The 20,411-nt window shown below is 58.2% G+C and carries 18 protein-coding genes; 9 read left to right on the top strand and 9 right to left on the bottom strand.

From position 1 onward, the window contains the following. The first annotated feature begins 136 nt into the window (after positions 1 to 136). Positions 137 to 538: a hypothetical protein gene (locus DC28_RS13480; RefSeq protein WP_037549716.1), complete on the top strand. Its 402-nt coding sequence runs from the start codon at positions 137 to 139 to the stop codon at positions 536 to 538. Between the two features lie 335 nt (positions 539 to 873). On the opposite strand, the gene DC28_RS13475 is transcribed toward DC28_RS13480, so the two are convergent. Both DC28_RS13475 and DC28_RS13470 read right to left on the bottom strand, forming a co-directional pair. Further along, positions 874 to 1,647 (bottom strand): hypothetical protein, encoded by a 774-nt coding sequence (locus DC28_RS13475; RefSeq protein WP_037549714.1) that lies wholly within the window; start codon positions 1,645 to 1,647, stop codon positions 874 to 876. Between the two features lie 318 nt (positions 1,648 to 1,965). After that, the gene (locus DC28_RS13470; protein WP_052078910.1) at positions 1,966 to 3,645 is read right to left on the bottom strand and encodes a sensor domain-containing protein; all 1,680 of its coding nucleotides are present in this window, start codon (positions 3,643 to 3,645) and stop codon (positions 1,966 to 1,968) included. 143 nt (positions 3,646 to 3,788) lie between these two features. Here DC28_RS13470 and DC28_RS13465 point away from each other — a divergent pair, with 143 nt between their 5' ends. From DC28_RS13465 to DC28_RS13455, 3 genes are read left to right on the top strand one after another with little or no spacing between them, the layout of a single operon-like run. Then, positions 3,789 to 5,135, top strand: a complete 1,347-nt coding sequence (locus tag DC28_RS13465) for an NAD(P)-dependent malic enzyme (RefSeq protein ID WP_037549711.1) — start codon at positions 3,789 to 3,791, stop codon at positions 5,133 to 5,135. Between the two features lie 58 nt (positions 5,136 to 5,193). Next, positions 5,194 to 6,120: an NAD(P)/FAD-dependent oxidoreductase gene (locus DC28_RS13460; RefSeq protein WP_037549710.1), complete on the top strand. Its 927-nt coding sequence runs from the start codon at positions 5,194 to 5,196 to the stop codon at positions 6,118 to 6,120. Positions 6,121 to 6,123: 3 nt separating this feature from the next. Further along, positions 6,124 to 7,719 carry an AI-2E family transporter gene (locus DC28_RS13455; protein WP_052078909.1) on the top strand — a complete coding sequence of 532 codons (1,596 nt, stop codon included), beginning with the start codon at positions 6,124 to 6,126 and terminating at the stop codon, positions 7,717 to 7,719. Here DC28_RS13455 and DC28_RS13450 read toward each other — a convergent pair. Together DC28_RS13450 and DC28_RS13445 are read right to left on the bottom strand one after the other, a co-directional pair. After that, the gene (locus tag DC28_RS13450) at positions 7,628 to 8,611 is read right to left on the bottom strand and encodes a phosphatase PAP2 family protein (RefSeq protein ID WP_037549708.1); all 984 of its coding nucleotides are present in this window, start codon (positions 8,609 to 8,611) and stop codon (positions 7,628 to 7,630) included. The genes DC28_RS13455 and DC28_RS13450 overlap by 92 nt on opposite strands. Before the next feature lie 215 nt (positions 8,612 to 8,826). Next, positions 8,827 to 9,441 carry a hypothetical protein gene (locus DC28_RS13445; RefSeq protein ID WP_037549707.1) on the bottom strand — a complete coding sequence of 205 codons (615 nt, stop codon included), beginning with the start codon at positions 9,439 to 9,441 and terminating at the stop codon, positions 8,827 to 8,829. Positions 9,442 to 9,736: 295 nt separating this feature from the next. On the opposite strand from DC28_RS13445, the gene DC28_RS13440 reads away from it, so the two are divergent. The 5 genes from DC28_RS13440 to DC28_RS13420 all read left to right on the top strand — a co-directional run bounded on the left by DC28_RS13440 (position 9,737) and on the right by DC28_RS13420 (position 14,428). Further along, complete coding sequence (locus DC28_RS13440) at positions 9,737 to 10,906, top strand: YncE family protein (protein WP_037549705.1); 1,170 nt, start codon at positions 9,737 to 9,739, stop codon at positions 10,904 to 10,906. 133 nt (positions 10,907 to 11,039) lie between these two features. Beyond that, a complete protein-coding gene (locus tag DC28_RS13435; RefSeq protein ID WP_037549703.1) occupies positions 11,040 to 12,050 on the top strand; it encodes a YeeE/YedE family protein in 1,011 nt (336 codons plus the stop codon). Positions 12,051 to 12,067: 17 nt separating this feature from the next. Continuing rightward, a complete protein-coding gene (locus tag DC28_RS13430; RefSeq protein ID WP_052078908.1) occupies positions 12,068 to 13,090 on the top strand; it encodes a sulfurtransferase in 1,023 nt (340 codons plus the stop codon). A gap of 190 nt (positions 13,091 to 13,280) precedes the next feature. Next, a complete protein-coding gene (locus DC28_RS13425; protein ID WP_037549701.1) occupies positions 13,281 to 13,508 on the top strand; it encodes a sulfurtransferase TusA family protein in 228 nt (75 codons plus the stop codon). Positions 13,509 to 13,516: 8 nt separating this feature from the next. Then, entirely contained in the window at positions 13,517 to 14,428 is a 912-nt protein-coding gene (locus DC28_RS13420) for a sulfurtransferase (protein ID WP_052078907.1), read from the top strand. A 186-nt stretch (positions 14,429 to 14,614) separates the two neighbouring features. Here the strand turns inward: DC28_RS13420 and DC28_RS13415 are convergent, their stop codons facing one another. Genes DC28_RS13415 through DC28_RS13395 form a run of 5 tightly spaced genes read right to left on the bottom strand, consistent with a single transcriptional unit; the run spans position 14,615 to position 20,409 of the window. After that, on the bottom strand, positions 14,615 to 17,503 hold the full coding sequence (locus DC28_RS13415) for a TolB family protein (protein ID WP_037549699.1): 2,889 nt from the start codon (positions 17,501 to 17,503) through the stop codon (positions 14,615 to 14,617). 33 nt (positions 17,504 to 17,536) lie between these two features. After that, complete coding sequence (locus tag DC28_RS13410; RefSeq protein ID WP_081942214.1) at positions 17,537 to 18,403, bottom strand: sulfite exporter TauE/SafE family protein; 867 nt, start codon at positions 18,401 to 18,403, stop codon at positions 17,537 to 17,539. Next, positions 18,400 to 19,731 carry a HesA/MoeB/ThiF family protein gene (locus tag DC28_RS16880; RefSeq protein ID WP_162180244.1) on the bottom strand — a complete coding sequence of 444 codons (1,332 nt, stop codon included), beginning with the start codon at positions 19,729 to 19,731 and terminating at the stop codon, positions 18,400 to 18,402. The genes DC28_RS13410 and DC28_RS16880 overlap by 4 nt, the downstream gene beginning before the upstream one ends. Next, on the bottom strand, positions 19,700 to 20,158 hold the full coding sequence (locus DC28_RS13400; RefSeq protein ID WP_037549693.1) for a molybdenum cofactor biosynthesis protein MoaE: 459 nt from the start codon (positions 20,156 to 20,158) through the stop codon (positions 19,700 to 19,702). Before DC28_RS13400 ends, DC28_RS16880 begins: the two co-directional genes overlap by 32 nt. Positions 20,159 to 20,160: 2 nt before the next feature. Continuing rightward, the gene (locus DC28_RS13395) at positions 20,161 to 20,409 is read right to left on the bottom strand and encodes a MoaD/ThiS family protein (protein WP_052078905.1); all 249 of its coding nucleotides are present in this window, start codon (positions 20,407 to 20,409) and stop codon (positions 20,161 to 20,163) included. Between the last annotated feature and the right edge of the window lie 2 nt (positions 20,410 to 20,411).

The following is a 20,411-nucleotide window of genomic DNA, read 5'->3' as shown; positions in this document are numbered from 1 at the left end:
ACGCTAGTATGGGGCAATAGGATAGCGGATATCTGAAACCGCTGAAAAGCGGAACTTTTAAGTTGTTGTTGCTACATCGGAAATATGTCTATTATCATACATACCCGATAAGTTAGCATTAAGGGAGGAAATTTCAATGAAAAAATTATTTATTGTTTGCTTGTGGATAGGGTTGTTGGCAACTTCGGTTTCCGCAGATCCCAATGAAGCAGTGTATGAAATCGAAAAGAATTCTAAAAATGAATTTGTGTTTAAGCATATACATCCTGAAGCTCTTGAACAGATCCAAGCATTATTTCCACTGAAAGTTTTACTCCATATCGCTCTCGAAGAAGGGTATTCCCCTCACTATGTGCAGGAAAATATAAATCCTGAAACGGCAATTTTTCTGTACAGGATCTTTGATATTGATGGTGAAATGGTTGCATCATTAGCGATAAAACAGAACATAGATCGCAATAAGCCGTTACCGGATATTGATTTTAACTCGAAGCCCTTGCTTGATGAACCCAATAGCGTTCCACTTACCATTCCATAACCGTGTTCATTATCAATATTTCTGGCGAGACACTCCCCACTATACTTGAAAAGTAGTGGCGAAGTGACCGTTTCGAGCAGATCAAATTCCGAGAAATACAATCATATTTAAACTCGGTGCCAACAAGGCGCCAAGAAATTTTGGGGGATGGTTACTCGTTACTGATAGCATATTTGATTATTAAATAATTCTATTTTTCCCGTTTTTTCTGCATTACGCCATGCACCAAAAAAGCCCGGCCGGAGGCTTGCTCCGAACCGGGCTTGGGTTTCTAAAGGCTTGTATCCCCGAGGGGGTATGAAGGGTCATCCTACCTCGGGATACATGAGGTCTTGTTACCTCCGGGGTACGGCGGTAAGGGCCCCGGCAATCTTCAGAATGGATCCGTTGAGGCTCACGTCCAGGGTTCCGTCGAAGTAGTACATGGAATCGGCGGCGGCCAGATTTCTACCGATGGTTCCGGTCTTCCGGTCCACACCCTCCGCAACGTTTTTGCCTCCGGCAATGCTGCTGTCCCACACCTTGGCGTAATCCACTGTGGCGGCGGTGGCATCGCTGGCAAAGTCGGTGCTGATAACCTGGGGACCCGCGCCTTGGATGTACCCGATGGTCCGGGCTTCAAAGGATCCGTTGGGGAAGCTCAGCTTGCCGGCTTTATCCGTGGTGATCCGGTAGGCTGTCCCCCGGTGGGTGTACTGAACGGTGATGGTTCCGTCAGCAGCCTTGGATGCCTGGAGGTTGTCGATCTGGATCTGGTCGAAGGGATTCACAGCAAAGAGGAACAGACCCCGCAAACCAGATGGGAGGGTGGGTTTGCCTTCTACATCGTACAGGTATGCCTGGAACACCTCGGTGGAGCGCAGTTTCGATGCTCCGGTGGTTACATCTACCTGGTCCTTGTCCGCAGCCATGTACCGGATGTTTCCGGCAAAGCTGAAGTAGTTGTTCGCAGGATCAGCAGCAGCAGTGTTCAGCTGGAAATCAATCTTCAGATCCTCGCTACCGTCGGAAACCGGTGCAGCCGGTTGGGTATTTCCTCCGCAGGCTACCAGAGCCAGGGAGACTGAGAGTACCAGCACAAATAGTGCAGGTATCGTGGTTTTTTTCATGGTATGGTTCTCCTATAGGCTGATCATATGATCAAATGTAGGTATAAGTCAATAAATAATTATCTATAACGAATCCAGTCCTCAGAAGGTTGTAAACAACAGCAGATATAGCGGGACAAGCGAAAAAAAACCAGGGCTGGGGCCGTCGGCAGGAATCGGTACAACGCCTTTCATAGTGCGCAAAAGGTTGTAAACTACCTCAGATGTAGCGGACCTAACCAAATGCGTCCCAGGGGTGGTGTCATCAGGGTAAAATGGTACAGGCTTTTGCGCATTATGAACGCCTTGTCGTAGGAGGTACGTATCTCCGGGGCCGCCTCAGACCTGCTGGGTTTGGGATGACAGGAGGGTCTGCCAATGCTCCGGGGGATGGGGTTTGCCGAAGAAGAATCCCTGAACCTCTTGGCAGCCCAGGGATATTAGTCCCCTGGCTTGGTCCTGGGTCTCAACCCCCTCGGCGAGGACCCGCATATTCAATGACCGGCCGAGCTGGATGATGGTTTGCACAATACTGGAGGTGCTTGGATTCTCTAAAAACTTCTGTACGAAGAGTTTATCAATCTTGAGCTTGTTCAGCCTGAACTGCTGGAGATAGTTAAAGCTGGCATATTCGGTGCCGAAATCGTCCAGGGACAGCTCAATGCCCATATCCTGGAGCTGGGACAGCACACCCAGGGTACGGGGAATATCCTGGATCAATGCCGTTTCGGTAACCTCCAGTTCCAGCTGGGAGGGTTGAAGCTCGGTATCAATGAGTACGTGGGCAACCACGGACACGAAATTCGGGTTCAGCAGTTGGTAGGGGGATACATTCACCGCGATTTTCTTCTCCCATCCGAAGACGTCAGACCATTCCTTCATCTGGGCGCAGGCCCGCCAGAGTACCCATTCTCCCAGGAGGTGGATGCTGTGGCTTCCCTCGGCTACGGGGATGAATTCGCTGGGGGGAACCAATCCTAATTCAGGGTGATTCCACCGCACCAGGGCTTCGAAGGCCGAGAGCTCTCCGCTGACCAGGTCGAACTGGGGTTGATACTCCAGAAATAGTTCATCCTGTTCGATAGCCCGACGTAAGCCCTGGCTCAGGCGCATGGTTCGCTCCAGAGCCCGGGTCATCCGGGGCTCGTAGAGGGCCGCTTGATCCTTCCCCATGGTTTTCGCCTCGTACATGGCCAGGTCTGCATGGGTGAGCAGGGTCTGGGTATCCGAACCGTCCCGGGGAAAGCTGCAGACCCCGACGCTCATCCCGGTGAGCAGATTAGTTCCCTGGATAACCACCGGTTCGCTGGCTTCCTGGACAATCCCTTGGGCCAGATCAAGCTCTTCATCGGGGTTCCCGGGGTGGGGTACCAGGAGGGCGAACTCATCGCCCCCGAAGCGGGCTAAAAATCCCTCGGGAGGTACCAGGGCCGATACCCGCTCCGCCATATGTTGCAGCAGCAGATCCCCCAGGGCATGGCCGTAGACATCGTTCACCTCCTTAAATCGGTCCATATCCATGAACATGATGAGCATCGGCACGCCTTGGGCAATGCGCTGGTTCAGGGTCTTCTCAAAGTGGTGCCGGTTGGGGAGTTTTGTGAGGGGGTCGAAGGACGCCAGGTAATGGATCTGCTCCATGCTGCTCTGCTCGGCGGTAATGTCCTGGAGAATGAAAATGGTCAGGGGGGACCGCTTTTCCAGGCGGATCTGCCTTGTCCTGATCCAGCGCCGGGATCCGTCCCGGTGGGTGAGGGGGTAAACCCCGTCCGGGGGAAGGCCGGGGTCATCTAATCCCAGCAGTTCAGAGAGCCCGCCTGGTTTGATGCAGACTTCCTGCTCGGCGTACCCGGTAAGCTCCTTGATCCCCGGACTGATATATTTTGTAACCCCGCCTTCGATTATCCAGAAGGTTTCCCAGGTCTGGGAGAGGATGGCTGTTAGCTGATGGCGGTATTTTTTTACAATGTCTAATTGGTTATTTGAATCAACTTTCTTTTTTTTGAATATGGAAAACACGCGTAACTCTTTTTTTTACATAGATTTGTGGGGACATTATACCACAGCCAGGCGGAAGGTCAATATTGGGCTTCCGGGTTCTTGAAAGTGCCCCGGCTTCCTGGCATGATGGAGCAATCCCAGATACTGCGTAAGGAGCCTCGATGAACCAGAAGGATGACGAGCTGAAGAAAGCGAACCGTTACGGGGAGATCGCCGAAGATATGCACCGTTTTTACGGCGGAAAGATGGAAACCGTCCCCAAGTGTGTGGTGCGTGATATGGATGATTTTTCCGTATGGTACAGCCCCGGGGTAGCCCAGCCCTGCCTGGCTATACAGGAGGATCCTGATAAGGTGTATGAGTATACCAGCAAGTGGAATACCGTAGCGGTCATCAGCGACGGTTCCCGGGTACTGGGGCTGGGAGACATCGGTCCCAAGGCCGGGCTGCCGGTCATGGAAGGCAAGGCGATGCTCTACAAGTATTTAGGCGGAGTAGACTCCGTGGCAATCATGCTGGATACCAAAGACCCCGATGAGATCATCCAGACCGTCCTCCGGCTGCAGCCCAGCTTCGGAGGCATCAACCTGGAGGATCTCAGCCAACCCAAGTGTTTCCGCATTCTCGATACCCTGCGCCGGGAGGCGGAAATCCCGGTATGGCATGATGATCAGCAGGGAACCGCCACCGTGACCCTGGCGGGATTGCTCAGTGCCCTGCGGGTCCAGAGGAGGGCCATTGAGGATGTACGAATTGCCTTCATCGGTACCGGGGCAGCCAATGTAGCCTGCGCTCGCCTCATTTTCGCCCGGGGTGCCCGGGCTGAACAGTGCTTCATGGTGGACAGCAGGGGGATTCTGGGAACCTTCCGGGAAGATATTTATAAGCGCCGGGTGGAATTCCGGGAAAAATGGCAGCTCTGCGAGAATACTAACGCCGAAGGTCGTCAGGGCGGCATCGCCGAGGCCCTGAAGGGCGCCGATGTCGTCATTTCCCTGGCCCAGCCCGGACCGGGCACCATCAAGCCCGAGTGGATCGCCGGCATGGCCCCCGATCCCATTGTATTTACCTGCGCAAACCCCGTACCGGAAATCTGGCCCTGGGAGGCCAAAGAGGCCGGGGCTGCTATCGTCGCAACTGGACGCAGCGATTTCCCGAACCAGGTTAACAATTCCCTCTGTTTTCCGGGGATTTTCCGGGGGGCCCTGGATGTCAGGGCTAAGACTATTACCGATGAGATGTGTTTCGCCGCTGCCGATGCCCTGGTCGCCCATATGGGGGATACCCTGGGACCGGAGAACCTGTTGCCGACCATGGAAGATTGGAAGGTGTTCCCCGAAATCGCTGCAGCCGTGGGGTTGAAGGCTCAGGAGCAGGGTGTCGCCCGGGTAACCCGGAGCCGTCAGGAGCTGTATTCCATGGCAGAAAAGATAATTTCTCGCTCCAGACGGGTAACTCAGGTTATGATGGAAGAGGGGCTCATCGAAGAACCACCGGTGTTGGAGTAAACCCCGGGGTTTCGGAGCCAGGGGCATTAGAATCCCCCCAAACACAAAGGAGGGCCTTATGTACGATCTGATTATTGTTGGCGCCGGCCCGGCGGGTCTTGCGGCAGCGGTGTATGCCATGCGCAAACGGCTGGATTTTCTGGTGCTGTCCAAGGATTTGGGGGGAAAGACTAATCATACCGTCGCCCTGCCCGATGTGGAGGACTATACCATTATCAAGGCCCGGGAACAGGTGGCGGTGTACCGAAGCCGGCTGCATTACCGGTCCGAGCTCTACCGCAGCGAAGAGGTTCTGGCAGTGGAACCCCTGGACGCCCCTGAGCAGCAGGGATTCTCGGTACGATCCCGGCGTCAGGATGCCACCGAACAGGAATACTGGTGCCGCATGGTTCTGGCCGCCTCGGGAACCTCGGGGCCGCGGCTCCAGATTCCGGGAATTAAGCAGTTTTGGGGCCGGGGATTGGGCAGCAATATTCTGAGCTACAGCCATGCCTTCTGGGAGCGGGAGGTATACATCCACGGGGATAGCGATCGGGCTGCCGGGGCCGCCCTGGATACCGCAGCCATTGCTAAGGCGGTGTATGTGACCCTGAATCCCGGCGCGACCGTGAGTCCTGAGCTTCTGGAAAAACTCCGAAACCATGACCGGGTACATCTGTATGAGGATGCCCGGCCTCTGGAATTTTTAGGGAATGATTTCTGCAGGTCTGTGGTGATTCAACCGTCCCAGGGAAGCCCGGTTACCGTGCATGCCGCGGGATTTTTTATGGAGTTCCAACCCTCGCCGGTTACCGCCTACCTGCCCAACGGGGTAGACTTGGATACCCAGGGCCGGGTGGTCACCGATAAACACATGGAATCCAGCATGCCGGGGATCTACGCCGCCGGGGATGTCTGCGATATGGGCAGGGAACAGGTGCTCACCGCCCTCGGCCAGGGGGCCGGCGCCGCCCTGACCATTTACCAATGCCTCCGGAGCTACTAAGCCATGGCTAACCATCACCGGGGATCCAAAAACCCCTCCACCCCTGAAACCCCGGCTGCTGCCGATCCTAACCACCCCGTGACCCAACCGGATCACCCGGCCTCCTCGGGATCCCATTCCCAGGATAACGCCGGTTCCGCCAGGCCCGGGCCAGATCCCCGGAGAGCCGGTTCCGAGGAGCGCGGAATAGGCCGGGCTGCCGAGGCTTCTCAGCGTCCCGGGACGGGTCGGGATGCAGAGCCAGGGCGAGGCTCCGAGACAGGACGAAGCGCCGAGGCTGGGCGAGGCTCCGAGGCTGCGCAAAGTTCCGATGCAGGCCAGGAACCTGTGACGGGACAGAGCCCCGGTTCGGATCCTGGCAAGGAACCGACAGCCGGCTCCGACCTGGGCGGCGGCTCGGGTACCGGCAGCGCCACGGGGCTTCCCCCTTCAAAACGGAAACATTGGCGGAACATGACACCCCTTACCCGGACTCCCCTCTTCCGATGGCTCATGTATGTCCTGCTGAGCCTCCTGATTGTGTTTATCGGGGCTCAGGTCAGTTTTCTGTTCCGGCCTATAGCTGTATTAGTGAGTACCCTCTTTTTACCGGTGTTTTTGGCAGGGATACTCTTCTACCTTCTGGTCCCGGTGGTTAACCTTCTAACCCGGATCCGGGTACCGCGAACCCTGGCGATCGTCCTGGTGTACCTGGTGTTGGGGGGACTCTTCGGCATCGGGATCCTCCTGGCCATACCCGAGCTTCGGGACCAGATAAACTCCCTCATCGCCAATACCCCTCGGTTCATCGGACAGCTCCAGGGGATTCTGCAGCAGGTGGAGACCATAGAGTGGCTGCCCGTGGGTTTGGATGTGGCAAGCATCTACGAGGAACTGCCCCAACGCTTGAACGAGTTTCTTTCGGGATTGTATGAGAATATAGGGGCGAACCTGAGTGCCATGCTGGGGCTGGTGTCCAACATTGTAGTGGTAGTGTCCACGGTTCCCTTCGTACTTTTCTTCATGCTCAAAGACGGAGAAAAGTTCCCAGGGTATGTGTCCCGGATTTTTCCCCTGCAGTTCCGGGATGAGGCGCAAGCCATCATGGGGAACATGAGCAAGACCCTGGGGGTGTACATCAAGGGGCAGATGATCGTCAGCGGTTTTGTGGGGGTCATGCTCCTGCTGGGTTACAGCATCATCGGGGTGCGCTATGCCCTGTTGTTGGCCGTCATCGCCCTGGTTACCAACCTCATTCCCTACATCGGACCGGTTATCGGGACGGTACCGGGGCTGATTGTAGCCCTGCTGGATAGTCCTTCCCAGATGCTTAAGGTTCTTTTATTAGTGGTGATTGTACAGCAGGTGGAAAGCCAGCTGATATCGCCCCTGGTAATGGGGCGTCAGCTCAAAATCCACCCGGTAATCATTATTTTCCTGTTGTTGACTGCGGGGAGTATGGCGGGGTTTGTGGGATTACTCCTGGCTGTTCCCGCCTTTGCTGTGGCAAGAACAGCCTACGAGTACCTTAGAGACCTGTATCGCCTTCGGAAGAAATCTGTGGATGCAATGATGGATCAGATTTCCGGGGTGAACCAGGGACCAGAAGACCAGAGCTGATCCGCTGGTGAAGCCGTAACCCCAGGGGATAGAGAACCCCTACGTAGACTATCGCACCCAACACATCAGCCACGTAGTGATAGCCGCAGAAGACGGTGGCAATCATAACCAAGATCGCATTCAGGATAAACAGCGGAGCCGTTTTCCGGGCATAACTCCAGGAGCCGGCCACCATGACCAGGCTCATGGCCACGTGGGTGCTGGGGAAGGCTGCCCCGAAGTGGGAGCTTGTCTGGTATGCCAGGGCCATGAGTTTGGTAAAGGGGCCGTGGCGCAGGGTCTCGGTGAGCTCCTTGAGTTCAGGGAGATACCGTCCCCCGGCTACGGGGAACACCAGGTAGGTAAGGGCTGAGGCGTAGAATACCAGCATGACCGCAAAGAGGTACCGTTCCAGGATCTTCGGGTCCTTGAAGAATAACCCCAGGGGCAGGATGCCCAGGAGAAGATAGTAGATAAAGTATGCTCCGTGGAGCACCTCGGAGATCAGATATCCGTCGTACCAAACCATCCACTGTTTTACCGGCAGGTAGCCGAAGAGGGCTTGGTCGAAGGCAATAAACTGTGGATCCAGTACCTCGGGGAAGAAGAGGTGCTGAAACTCCGTTACACCCACAAAGAAAAAGAGCATGTAAATGAGGGGATAGCCCAGGCGCAGGATGAGGAACAGGGTAGCCGCGATCTTTTTAAGGAAGGAGGGACTCTGTTCCCAGGCTTCCAAGCGGTTGATCCTCATGGCCACCAGGCCCGTGATCAAACATGAGGCGTAAACCCCGAAGACAAGCCAAGGATTGTCCATGGTCTGCCAACTGGCGATAATTGCCACGAGGTTTATGATTACAAAAAGCCCCGTGGTAAGGTCCAGGGCGTTGGGTTTGAATACTGGCTTTGTCATAATGAAAGGACTATATCAGCCCCGGCGGCTTGGGGCAATAATAATATAGTGTGCAAAAGGTTGTAACAGTGCACCTCGGCGACACCATCCCTGTACGGAATTATGGAATGATCCGCTATATCTGGTGTGGTTTACAACCTTTTGCGCACTACACAATAAGAAAGGCCCCCGGAAACCCCTTCCGGGCCGGGGACCTTAGGCGAAACGAAAGGGAATTACTTGGAAAGACGGCTGCCGCCGAAGGTGTAACCCGCTACGATGGAGAAGTAGCTGGGATTGGTGGTAGCCTTACCCGGGGCGATGATGTGGTAGCTGATGTACCCGTTGATTCCGCCCATGCGTACGCCGATCCGGGGTGCGAAACCGAAGAAGTTTCCGATGCTCTCGCCATCCGTGGATGCGCCGGCAACCTGGTACAGGCCCAATCCGATTCCCGCGAAGGGTACCAGATCCAGTTCCTTCAGGAACCGCAGGTAGAAGTCGCCAGTGGCGGTGAAGGATTGCATGAATTGGATACCGAATTCGCCGGTTGAGCTTGCCCCGAGCACTAAGCCGGGCTCGTATCGGAAACCCGCACTCACAAATCCGTCCATGGCGCCGAGTTTCAGATCCAGGGGAATGTAGCTGGCGGTAATGGGGATGACAATTCCGGTGCTCTCTTCATAGCCGGGCATCAGGCCGTATCCGGCACCCAGTTCAACCATGAACCGGTCGAAGAACCCGAATTTCTGCTCTTCCTGCTCCTTGTCCTCCTGGGAGAACCCGAGCATGGGGGTCAGGATGAAAACTGCCAGGAATAAAAGAATGATTGTTCTTTTCACGTTGGTCATATGTAGCTCCTTTTGTAATGATCTAGGGGCATTGTAGAACCGCGAACCTTAAATCAACTTTAAATTCGGTAAAAATACTGAGTAAAGCCCCGCAAAGCCTGCCGCGGGGTATGCATGTCCAGGGTATGCCCTGGAGTACCTGTGGCGCTCCGAAAAGTTGACAAAAAATATCAAAAAATTGATGGCCTCGGTTGACATGACTTTAAAGTAAACATACTATAGCAACAAAGTTGACAATGAGCTGGAGTAGGGGTACCGGGGAACCGGGCGTCATAGTGAGACAAGGAGATACATAATGGCAGGAATACCGGAGTCATGGAAACGGTTTCGGGGGCCCGTGGCAGCCTTAGGAACGGCAGCAGCCATCACTGCCCTGGCGGGGTTGCATCAGAACCCCGGCCCGGCGGGTTTGCAGGTTCTGGGTGCGGGGGCGCCGGGGCTGGAATCACAGGCCGCAGTAGGAGATCTACCCGGGGCCGAGCTACCCGAGACTGCTGAGCCGGCCGAGGGGGCACTGTTTTTGGTTCTGCCCCAGGCTCGCGAACTGGTGGCCCTGGATACTGCCGGCCAGGAGGTCGTTGCCCGGGTAGGGTTGCCCCAGGTTCCCCTGGCAGTAGTGCCCACCCCCGGGGGAGTCTCCGTATTTGTCCTGTTTGAGGATAGTGATGTAATCCGGGTGTACAGCGCCCAGACCTTTGAATTGCAAAATGAGATTGCCACGGGGCTGGGAGCCCTCCGGGCCTTGAGCTTTTCGCCCAACGGCGACCGGGTATGGGTGATTTCTCCAGCTCCCGGGGAAGAGGAGGGTGAGACCGAGGTTGTAACGGAGTTTTCCCACCGGCTATTGGAGCTATCGGATCCGCGTTCTGCCAGGATCCCCCGGGGTTTCGGACCGGTTCTGCCAAACCGCAGGGGGACCCGGCTCTACCGTCCCGGTGCGGAGGGCATTGGAATCATCTTTAGCCAGAACCTGGAGGTTATCGAGACCCTGCCGACGTCCCTGGAGCTGGCGGCCTTCGATGGGGGATACACAGAACTGTGGGGATTGAACGGCCAGGGGCAGGTTACCGTTGTGGATGAACGGACCGGCGGGGAGGTTGCCACCTTCGATGCTGATCTGCAGCTTCGGCCCCCGGTGGTGACGGATGTGGTGAGTTTTGTGGAGGCTTCCGGCCGGGGGCTGGTTCAGTTTGCGCCCCGGAGCCGTGAGGTAACGGCGAGGATTGGCCTGGACTTCCGGGTTCAGGCTCTGACCCGGGGTCCGGGAGAGACGGTGTTGGCCCTGGGAGCCGGCGGCGAAGCGGCCCAGATCGCCATGGGACGGGTTGTCCGGCGCTGGAAGGTAGCTGCCGAGGAGGGTGGATCCGGGGATTGGGCCTGGCCCGGGGGAGAGGATGTCCTGGGTGATGATGTCTGGGGTGTTGCTTCATTGGTTCAGAAAAACGGTTCGTTTGCCTGTTTTTAAAAACGGAGTACCTAGTGCGCAAAAGCTTGTAACATTCCCCATTTGCGGCGCTACCCCTGGGGCCTTACCCCGGGCAACCCCGCTATATCCGGTGTAGTTTACAACCTTTTGTGCACTATCAAAGGAGAAAGGGATGATTGAAATAGGAGGAGGTCTCCTGCTGGGAGTTGTTCTGGGATGGGCCTTGCAGCGCGGCGGATTCTGCATGAACAGCGCATTCCGGAGCATTGTATTCGAGAAGGATAAGAGCCTGTTACGGGCATGGTTTCTGGTGTTGGTGATTAATATTCCCGGGGTAACCCTGCTCCAGGATCTGGGGGTGTTGTACCCCCAGACCGCACCCCTGTTCTGGCCCGCCCTTATTGTAGGCGGACTGATGTTTGGGGTCGGCATGGTACTGGCAGGGGGCTGCGCTAGCGGAACCTACTACCGGGCCGGCCGGGGCATGCTGGGTTCCTGGGGTGCCCTGGTGGGATTTTTGATCGGAACCGCGGCCCTGGACGGGGGAGCACTGGCCCCGGTACAGCGCGTTCTCCGGGGACCGGTTCTGGATGTCCAGGGACGGGAAGCGACCCTGTTTAATGTGACGGGGCTGGAGAGTATTGCCGGACGATGGATTATCGTCGGGTTGATTGTAGCGGCTTTGACTGTGTATCTGGTGCGGGCCCCGAAGCAGAAGTTTGTGATCGGCTGGGGCTGGAAGAGAACGGGGTTGACGGTGGGAATCATCGCCCTGGCGGCCTGGCTGCTATCCGCCCTGGTGGGGCGGGATTTCGGGCTTTCCTTCACCCAACCCAGTGCAGCCCTGATTCGGCTGATGGTATCCGGGGACGGTTCAGGGGTGGGATTGCCGCTGTACATCCTCATCGGGGTTCCCCTGGGAGCCTACGGATCAGCCTGGATCCAGGGGGAGGCCCAGTGGCGGCTTCCCGATGCCCGGACCTTTGCCCGGCAGACCGGGGGCGGATTGGTCATGGGGGCCGGGGCGGCCATTGCCGGGGGGTGTAACATCGGCCACGGCATTACCGGTATTGCAACCCTGGGCATCGGTTCCATCCTGGGGGTGTTCAGCATCATGGCAGGGTGTTGGATCATGACCTGGCTGGTTATTCAGGGTCATAAGAATGAAACAATACGTCCATAAATAAGGAGGATAGGACTATGACGAGGTTTACTAGTGAAGAGGGCCGCGGCGTTTCCCGGGGCTTTAGGATAGCCGCTCTGGCGGTTTTGGGAGTTCTTGTTTTGGGATTCCAGGGTTTCGCCGGGGGCAGCTCTGAGCCCCAGGAATCCGCGGCTCGAGGCCAGGAGGCACAGGGCCAAGAGGCACAGGACGCAGACGGGAGCAGCCAGGAACAACCGGCTCAGGGAGTATCCCGGACACCAGGAGATGAAATCTTGGTGGATCCCCAGTGGTTGGCAGAAAATCAGGACTCGGTGACGATCATTGATGCATCGGGGAACCTGGATGACTTTCTGGAGGGACATATTCCCGGAGCGGCGCTTCTGCCCAGGGAATCGGTCTGGGATACGGTGAGCGGGGTTTCGGGGATGCTTCCGGATCCGGAAATAGCCGCCCTGGATATCGCTGACGCCGGGGTATTTCAGGACCGTCCGGTGGTGGTGTACGACGGCGGTAACGGCCTGTGGGCATCCCGGGTGTTCTGGGCCCTGGAGTACCTGGGGCATTCCCGGGTGCATATTCTGGACGGCGGACTTGCTGCTTGGACGGCCGCTGGGTTAGAGCTCAGTGCCGAGGCTGAGGTGCCTGCCCGGGGTGATTTCACTGCTAATCCCCAGCCCGAACTCATCGCCGACGCGGACTACATTCTTGCGAACCTGGATAACCAGAGCGTTACGGTCTTGGATACCCGGAGTGCCGGAGAGTATACCGGAGAGGATGTCAGGGCGGCCCGGGGCGGCCATATTCCCGGCTCGGTTAACATCGAGTGGACCCAGAATGTGGGTCAGGGGCGCAGTTTCAAGCCCGCAGGCGAGCTGGCCCAACTGTACGACCAGGTGGTGGATCAAAGCGACGAGGCTGTGGCCCTCTGCCAGACCGGCGTACGGGGTGCCCATAGTTACGTAGCTCTGCGCCTCCTGGGATACCAGAAGGTCCGGGTATACGACGGATCCTGGGCTGAATGGGGAAACCGGGAAGATCTTCCGGTAGAACAGCTCTAAGACCTGGCGGGTTGCATCGGGTCCGGGCTACCCGGATCCGATCGTCCCTGAAAGGCAGAAATTCACCATGGGCCCGGTTTGTTCCAGGCCCGTTTATGCAGCAGGGACCAGCAGATTCCCACAGGGGAAGGTCGGCGGAAGGCCGGAGGGCCCTTGTTATTTGCAGCATCGTATCAACCAAGGAGTGGTTATGGCAGATCAGGTTTTGGATATTCAGGGGGATGTTTGTCCCTACACCTTCGTAAAGTCGAAAAAGGCCGTGGAGCAGTTAGCTTCGGGCCAGATACTGGAGATTCACCTAGGAAACAGTGAATCCGCATCCAATGTACCCCGGTCCCTTGATTTGGAAGGGCACGAGGTGCTGGAGATTGAGAAGCCCGGTGCAGGACATTGGGTGGTCCGGGTAAAGCGGGCCTAGGAGTTACCATGAGCAGTCTACGGATCGATGTACAGGATTTGGCTTCCTGGCTCGGCGTGCAGGGGAGTTCCCCCTCCGGGCTGGGTAGGGATTCCGGTCCCGGAGCCGGCTCCTCCGAGGGAGCAGGGCATACCCACCAGGGTGAGAAGGGTTCTTCCAAGCCCTTGGTAATCGATTGCCGGGGCGAGTCTGACTATGCCAAGGGACATGTTCCCGGGGCGGTGAATTTACCCGCTGGCCGGTTACAGGACCCCCTGAGCGAGCGGGGAGCCTTGCTTCCCTGGCCGGAGCTGGCCCAGCGTCTGGCCCGGGTGGGGATCGGCGCCGAGGGACCGGTGGTGCTCTATGATGACAGCGGGTTGGTGCCCTCGGCCCGGTTGTTCTGGATCTTGGAGTGTTTCGGCCGGGGGCAGGTTCAGCTCCTGGACGGCGGCATTCCGGGGTGGCAGTCCGCTGGGTTTGAGCTGGAAAGCCGGGAAAATCCGGGGACAGCCGTACCCCCCCTGGCCGTACCGGTGGCGGTTCCCCATGCCCTGGCGTTAAAATCACACATAGAAGAGGCTCTGGAAGATCCGAATACGGTGATCGTGGATGCCCGGAGCGAGGCCGAGTACCGGGGGGTATTGCCCACGGCGAAGAGGAACGGCCATATTCCCGGTGCGGTACACTGTAATTGGGAGGAGCATATCCGCGATCTCTTCGATCCCACCTTTCGGCCCCTGGAGGAGCTTCGGGAGCGTTACCGCGGCCTGGGGCTGAGTCCGGAGAACCAGGTGATCGTGTACTGCCGGTCCGGGGCGCGGTCGAGCCACAGCTATTTGACCTTGCGGATGCTGGGGTACACCCGGGTGCGTAACTACGCCGGTTCCTGGCTGGAGTGGGGCAACGATCCCCATACCCCGGTGGAGAGTGATGTGTAGGGGGTGTTCTCGGCTGGCAGGTGCGGTCGTACATTGTACGCACTATCCAAATTGTGTACCCATGGAGAGTGCTGTGTCGGGTTACTTCCTTGAGCACCGGAAAGCCGGGCGGTTTAAGAGGGGACCCGTTTCCCCCCCCCCCTCGTCAATGCACGAACAATGAACGATGAACGATGAACAATGAACTCAGAGAAGCCCTGCTATATCCAGGACACTCAGCAGCCGGATCTGCCAGCCCTGCCCGGCGGGCTCCCGAAGGGTGTATTCCGCCTCAATGCCCAGGCGCAGGGGAAGCACTTCAATGGTTCCCTGGCTCCAGTGAAAGGTTAGGGCGGCTTGCAGGTAGAGGGAATCCAGGTAGTCGCCGTTGAGGAAGGCCATACGGTATCCCCCTCCCAGGGAGCCCTTTTGCAGATAGAATTGACCAGGCAGGCTCTTGCCGATGTCAAAGCGGATGGTGCTGGAGGCCTGGGCGCTGACGTAGTAGGGGCTGGGTGTTTCCTGGTAGCTTCCGTAGGCAAAGTACTGGGGCTGATGGATGCTCCCGGGAAAGAGTTGGTTATTCAGGATCGCCCCATAGGGGAGGAATCCGACATCCTCCTGGAGGCTGAGAAATCCGGCTGCGTCCAGGGCTAGGCTCAGGAAGGGAAGGGTGAAACCGGCCTTGAGGGCTGCGAAATTGGGGAGTTCGGGGCTGGTATCCACACCGCGGATCAGGCCGTGCCAGGAGAGTTGGGAGTATATTCCCCGCTGCTCATAGGGCGGGAAGATTCCCCCGTAGAGTTCGCTGTACCCAACCTGGGCGCTGATGGGAATAACCGGCCCGCCCAGATCCCACTGGTAGGGACTGGTGACCCCAATGTCGCTCTGGGGGCCTGAACTCTGGAAAATCACCCCAGAATCAACCTGCCAGGACAACCTGCGCTGGGAAGGGGAAAAGGAAATCTGATCTCCCACCCCCAGGCTCGCCCGGAGGGTGCGGTAAGCCCGGCTGAGCAGGGGGCTGGGAAAGGTAAAGCCGTCCGTCACAGAAAGAAGGAGATCTACCGGCAGGCTTGTTTCCCGAAGAGCAATCCCCCCATCTACGAATCGCCAATTCCACAGGTAGGTTGCATACCAATCTAGGTAGAGCCTCTCGGTAGGATCACTGGACATGGTTATGATCCCCGCACCCTGCACCAGATCTTTCAGTTCCTCGGCCATGGGATCCAGAACCAGGGTCGGAATCCGTTGCTGGGGTAGAAGCACCCGGGTAATGGGGTAGTAGGGTTTTGATTCCAGGGCCGGTAGTTGATCGGTTCCTTGCTCGGGGGAAAAGTCCAGGGGCTGGAAGGTATCCGCCGGACGGCCCAGGGAACTGGTAGTCCGATGGGGGGCGGACCAGGAATCCAGGGGGATCCAGGTGTGGTCAGCCGGGGTCGGCGTCATGGCGGGGTTGTCCAGGGGGTATTCCATGATCCGTTCCCCCATGGAGAAGCTCCCGACGTACACCAGGGAATCCTCGGTCAGGACCGGGTAGGCGACGGCTCCGGAGATGGGGGTGGTCTGCAGTTCCAGCCCCCGGGGGCCCAGACGGCCGGCCTTGAACATGGTGAGGTTGTTATCCCAGGCGAAGGTTATGCCCTGGTCGGTGATGGACAGGGTGCGGATCTCTCCCAAGGGTATGGAGCTTTGGAGGATTTCAATCTCCCCGGATTCCCGATGAAGTCGGGCGATGGCCTTGACTCCCCCCTGCTGTAAAAGAAAGTGGATGTACCCGGACTGATAGATCCCGGGATGGGAGGGGATACTGGTTAGACTGCCGCGGTAGAGGGTGGTTTCTCTTCCCTGGTGATCTAGGTGCACCAGATCGGTGCTATACCCCTGGATACGCAGGGCAAGAATTCCCTCGGGGGTGAAGGCGGCCTCGGTGAGACCCCGGGGCAGTTCGGTGGATTCAAAACGGCGGGCCGCCAGGTTATAGATCCGCAGCTGGGCCCGGGCAAGCCCCGGTTCGGAGGGACGAAACGAACTGATCAGCAGGCGCTGACCGTCCGGGGAAAGGGATAACCGGTTGACCGATTGGTCTGCCGAGGCCAGGCGGGTTCGCTTGCCCGTACTGAGCTGGAGGAGGTAAATCCCCTCGCTTCCGGCATAATACACCTGGTCTCCCCGGGCGGTTATAGCCTGGATGCTGTCCCAGTCCTGAGTAACGGGCAGGGTCTGGGTTACCACCGGGATTTTGAGGCTCATCCACCGGCGGAAATCCTCCCAAACATCGGTGAGGGGCTGGCGGTACACCCTGCGGAATGCACCGGGAAAGAGCAGGGAGTCCCATATGCCCCTGAGGGCCCCGAACTCCTTCCAAAGCTCGGCGTAGGATTCCATGCCATAGGTTTCCTGAAGATAGCGGCTAAACCATCCGCCGTAGATGTACCAGGAGCCCCCGGGGTAGTTACGGCGTATACCCGAGGTCTCGTTGAAGGTCATGAACCGGTCTTCGAGGATATCCTGCTGGATAACCTGGGCGTATGCGGTGCCGTTGGCGCGGCCGTACCCGTCCAAACTCTCGAAGGAGACCGTTACCCCCTCGATGAAGTTTTGGGAAGCCGTTAGGCCTGCGGGGAGAATTATGTCTCCCACGATCCATGAAAGAAATCGGTAGATGGGAGCCCGAATGTTCATACTCACGGCATGGGTAAGTTCGTGGAGAAAGAGCTTTTCCAGGGTATGGTTGTAGGTGGCAAACCCTGCATTGGGCAGCAGGGGAGCCTGGTACAGCACGATGCGGTTGGAGGGCATGGCGGTAAAGTAGCCGTTGAGTTGATCCGTATCCGGGGTAATAACCACGGGTATATGGAGGTTCATGGGCTGATCCAACAGGCCGGCTATCCGTGCATACATAGCCTCAGCCCGATGCGCCAGGTACTCTGCGCTTTGCCGGGTTTCTTCAGAAAAAATGAAGGTGAAATGGTCGGTTTTAATCTGGTACAGGGCCTTGGGGGACGAAAATACATCGGCAGTACCGGGCAGGAGAGCGATGGTACCCAGAACCAGGACAAGAATGAGTCGGTGGACTATGGATCGTGTGGTCATGAAATAAAGAATACAGGAACAATGGAGAAAAATCTACATCCCAATGAGGCGAATTGCAGCCGCGACCAGCAGAGAACCCGTGCCGATGCCCAATACCCTGACGGAAATTGACCGGGTGAGAATCCTGGATCCAATCTGTCCGCCCAGGGCAACGGCGATGACCAGCCCGGCGGTGAGGTTCAGGATGGAGGAATCGGGAAGCCCCGACTTAATGATCTGACCCGACAGCCCCGCCAGGGAGTTCAGGAGGATGAACCCCGAGGACATTCCGGCGATGGCCCGGGGTGCCAGACTGGTATACCGCCAGAGCAGGGGTGATAGTACTATTCCCCCTCCGATGCCGGTGATACCGCTGACAAAACCGATGGCCGTACCGGCGGCGTAGAGAAATGGACCGGGGAAGTTCTGGGGTAACAGGGACTGCTCCCGGGATTCCTGGGCTGAAAATCGGGCAGGCGGATCTGGGCGGATTCCCAAGGACAAGGGCCTCCGGGGGGTAACCGGGGCGGTATCGGCCCCAGGGCTGGGGGTGGGGCGGGATGTTGGAATCAGATGAGTAATAAGGGCCTGGACCCCGGCGTAAAGCAGCAGAATCCCCAGAAGAAGGACAAAGAGCCGGCGGGATACCGGAACCAGGCCGCCCAAGAAGGCCGCGGGGACCGAAACCAGGGTGATTCTCAGAAGCTGGCGGACCGGAACCTCTCCTGACCGCAACAGGCGGAAAAAGCCCGTACCGGAAACCACAATATTGCAGGGCAGACTGACCAGGGGAATCATGAACCGGGGCAGGCTGGTTTGGCTCAGCACCGCCGAATAGGTGGAGCCTCCCCCGAACCCGGCGGTACTGTAGAGCAGGGCGGTGACAAAAAAGACCCCTGGCAGGAGAAGCTGCATGCTCATGGTCTTCCGCCCTTCACCAGGGACCGCAGGGGTGCAATACCGCCCTCCAGGTGGCGGACCGACCTAAACCCCAGACCTTCCAGGTACCGGGCTACCCCGGCGCTGCGGATACCCTGTTCGCAGATGATCAGGTAATGGGTCTGAGGGTCCAGGGTTTCGGGCCGTTCCTTGAGGATCTGTTGAATGTCTTGGGCAGGGAGATGTACACGTTGGGGGAACAGCAAGGTATCCTCGGGGTGGGCTTCCCAGGCCTGGCGGACATCGAGAATGCAGACCGGCTCCCCGTCCTCAGGGAAAGGGTCCGGGAAAGGGTCCGGGGAATGGTCCTGGGAACTGGCCGAAAGAGCACCCGAAGAACCGGCCGAGGAACGGTTCTGGGACGAGGCAGAGGGCAGGACGCCGGGGCTGCGGGGCGGCCGGCCGGTATACCCGGATTGAGGCGCTTCCGGGTCATGATGGTCTGTACCGCCCCCGGTCGAGGAAGGTTCGGCCGGTGTTCCATCACCAAGACGAGAGGGGGAGGCTGGCACGGGGGCGGGGGGAAGCTCCTGGGGCGTGGCCGGGGATGAACAGCCCGGGCAACTCCGGGCCTGGGGCCAGCGGACGGTGTACTGCTCCAGGGTGGTTAGGTTCAGGGTGATGGTTTGGCCCCCCGGGGGTACCTCTTGGTTAAGGAGGAAGCTCAGGGCGGTGAGTGCCTGAATGCTGCCCATAATCCCCGCTGATGCACCCAAAATGCCGTCCTGGGCACAGCTCCCGGTACATCCGTCTTCTAAACCCCGGGGGTAGAGGCAGCGTAGGCAGGGCCCGGGGCCGCGATGGAAATGGAACATCTGCAGCTGGCCGGTAGTACCCGAAACGGCTGTACTAATCAAGGGGATGCCCGCGGCTTGACAGGCATCGTGGATGGTAAAACGGCTGGAGAACCGGTCGGTGCAATCCAGGACCAGGTCAGGCAATCCCTCGGGGAAGACCGCCAGAGACTGCCCGGGAGCAAAAAAACGCTCCTCCCAGGTAATGCGGAGGTGGGGATTCACCGTCTCAAGCCTGGCGGCAGCGGACCGGGCCTTGGGACTGCCCCGGTCCAGGGGGGTGTACAGGGGCTGGCGATGAAGGTTGCTGAGTTCCACCCCATCACCGTCCATGATGTGGAGATTCCCAACCCCGGCCCGGGCCAGATACTCCGCCGCCGGGCTTCCCAGGGCTCCAAGACCGATGATGAGGACCCTGGCCCGGGACAGGCGTTCCTGCCCCAGGGTGCCGACCTGGGGCAGACTCACCTGCCGGCAGTAGTATTCAGGTATGGTGTGCACAGTAGACCCATTCATGGCTTCCGTCCTCGTAGTATTCATGTTTCCACACCGGCAGGCGGTGTTTTACCTCGTCAATCATGAACCGGCAGGCCGCGAAGGCCTCCTGGCGGTGGGGGCTGGCTGCGCTGATCCAGACCGCCATCTCTCCCACCGAGAGATCCCCGGTGCGGTGGATAATCCACGCCCAGTCCAGTCCGAACCGCTCCTTGGCCTCCCGGGCAATATCCTGGCCTTCGTTTCCGGCCAGGAGCTCGTAGGCGGAGTAGGAGAGGCGGAGGACAGCCCGGCCCTGGTGATGATTGCGGACCCGCCCCTCGAAGGTCACGATCCCGCCGGTTTGGGGATGGCTCCGAATCAACCCTGGGGAAAGATCGCTACTAAGAATCTCAATGGGCTCTTCCGTAAGGCGGAATCCCGTATCCGGGAGTTGGTTGTCCTGCATACTCACCCCCCAGCCACGGGGGGAATAAAGGCGATTTCGTCCCCGGCCTGAAGTTCCTGGTCCCAGGTAGTGTAGACTCCGTTAACCGCGGGTCGCAGAATCTCCTGATCCAGGGAGAAGCGGTAGCGCTGCTGCAATTGACGGTAGAGCTCCTCGGCCCGCTGGCCGGGATGAAGCTCCACCTGCTCGGTGTGGCATCCCCGCTGTTCAGCCAGCTGGGCGAAGTATCGAAGGGTTACGGTGTTGTTCATGG

Origin of the sequence: Spirochaeta lutea (genome assembly GCF_000758165.1) — a bacterium.
GTDB classification, from domain to species: Bacteria; Spirochaetota; Spirochaetia; order DSM-27196; family Salinispiraceae; genus Spirochaeta_D; species Spirochaeta_D lutea.
Note: the sequence above shows the minus strand (reverse complement) of the source record. Positions and strands in the feature narration are given on the sequence as shown.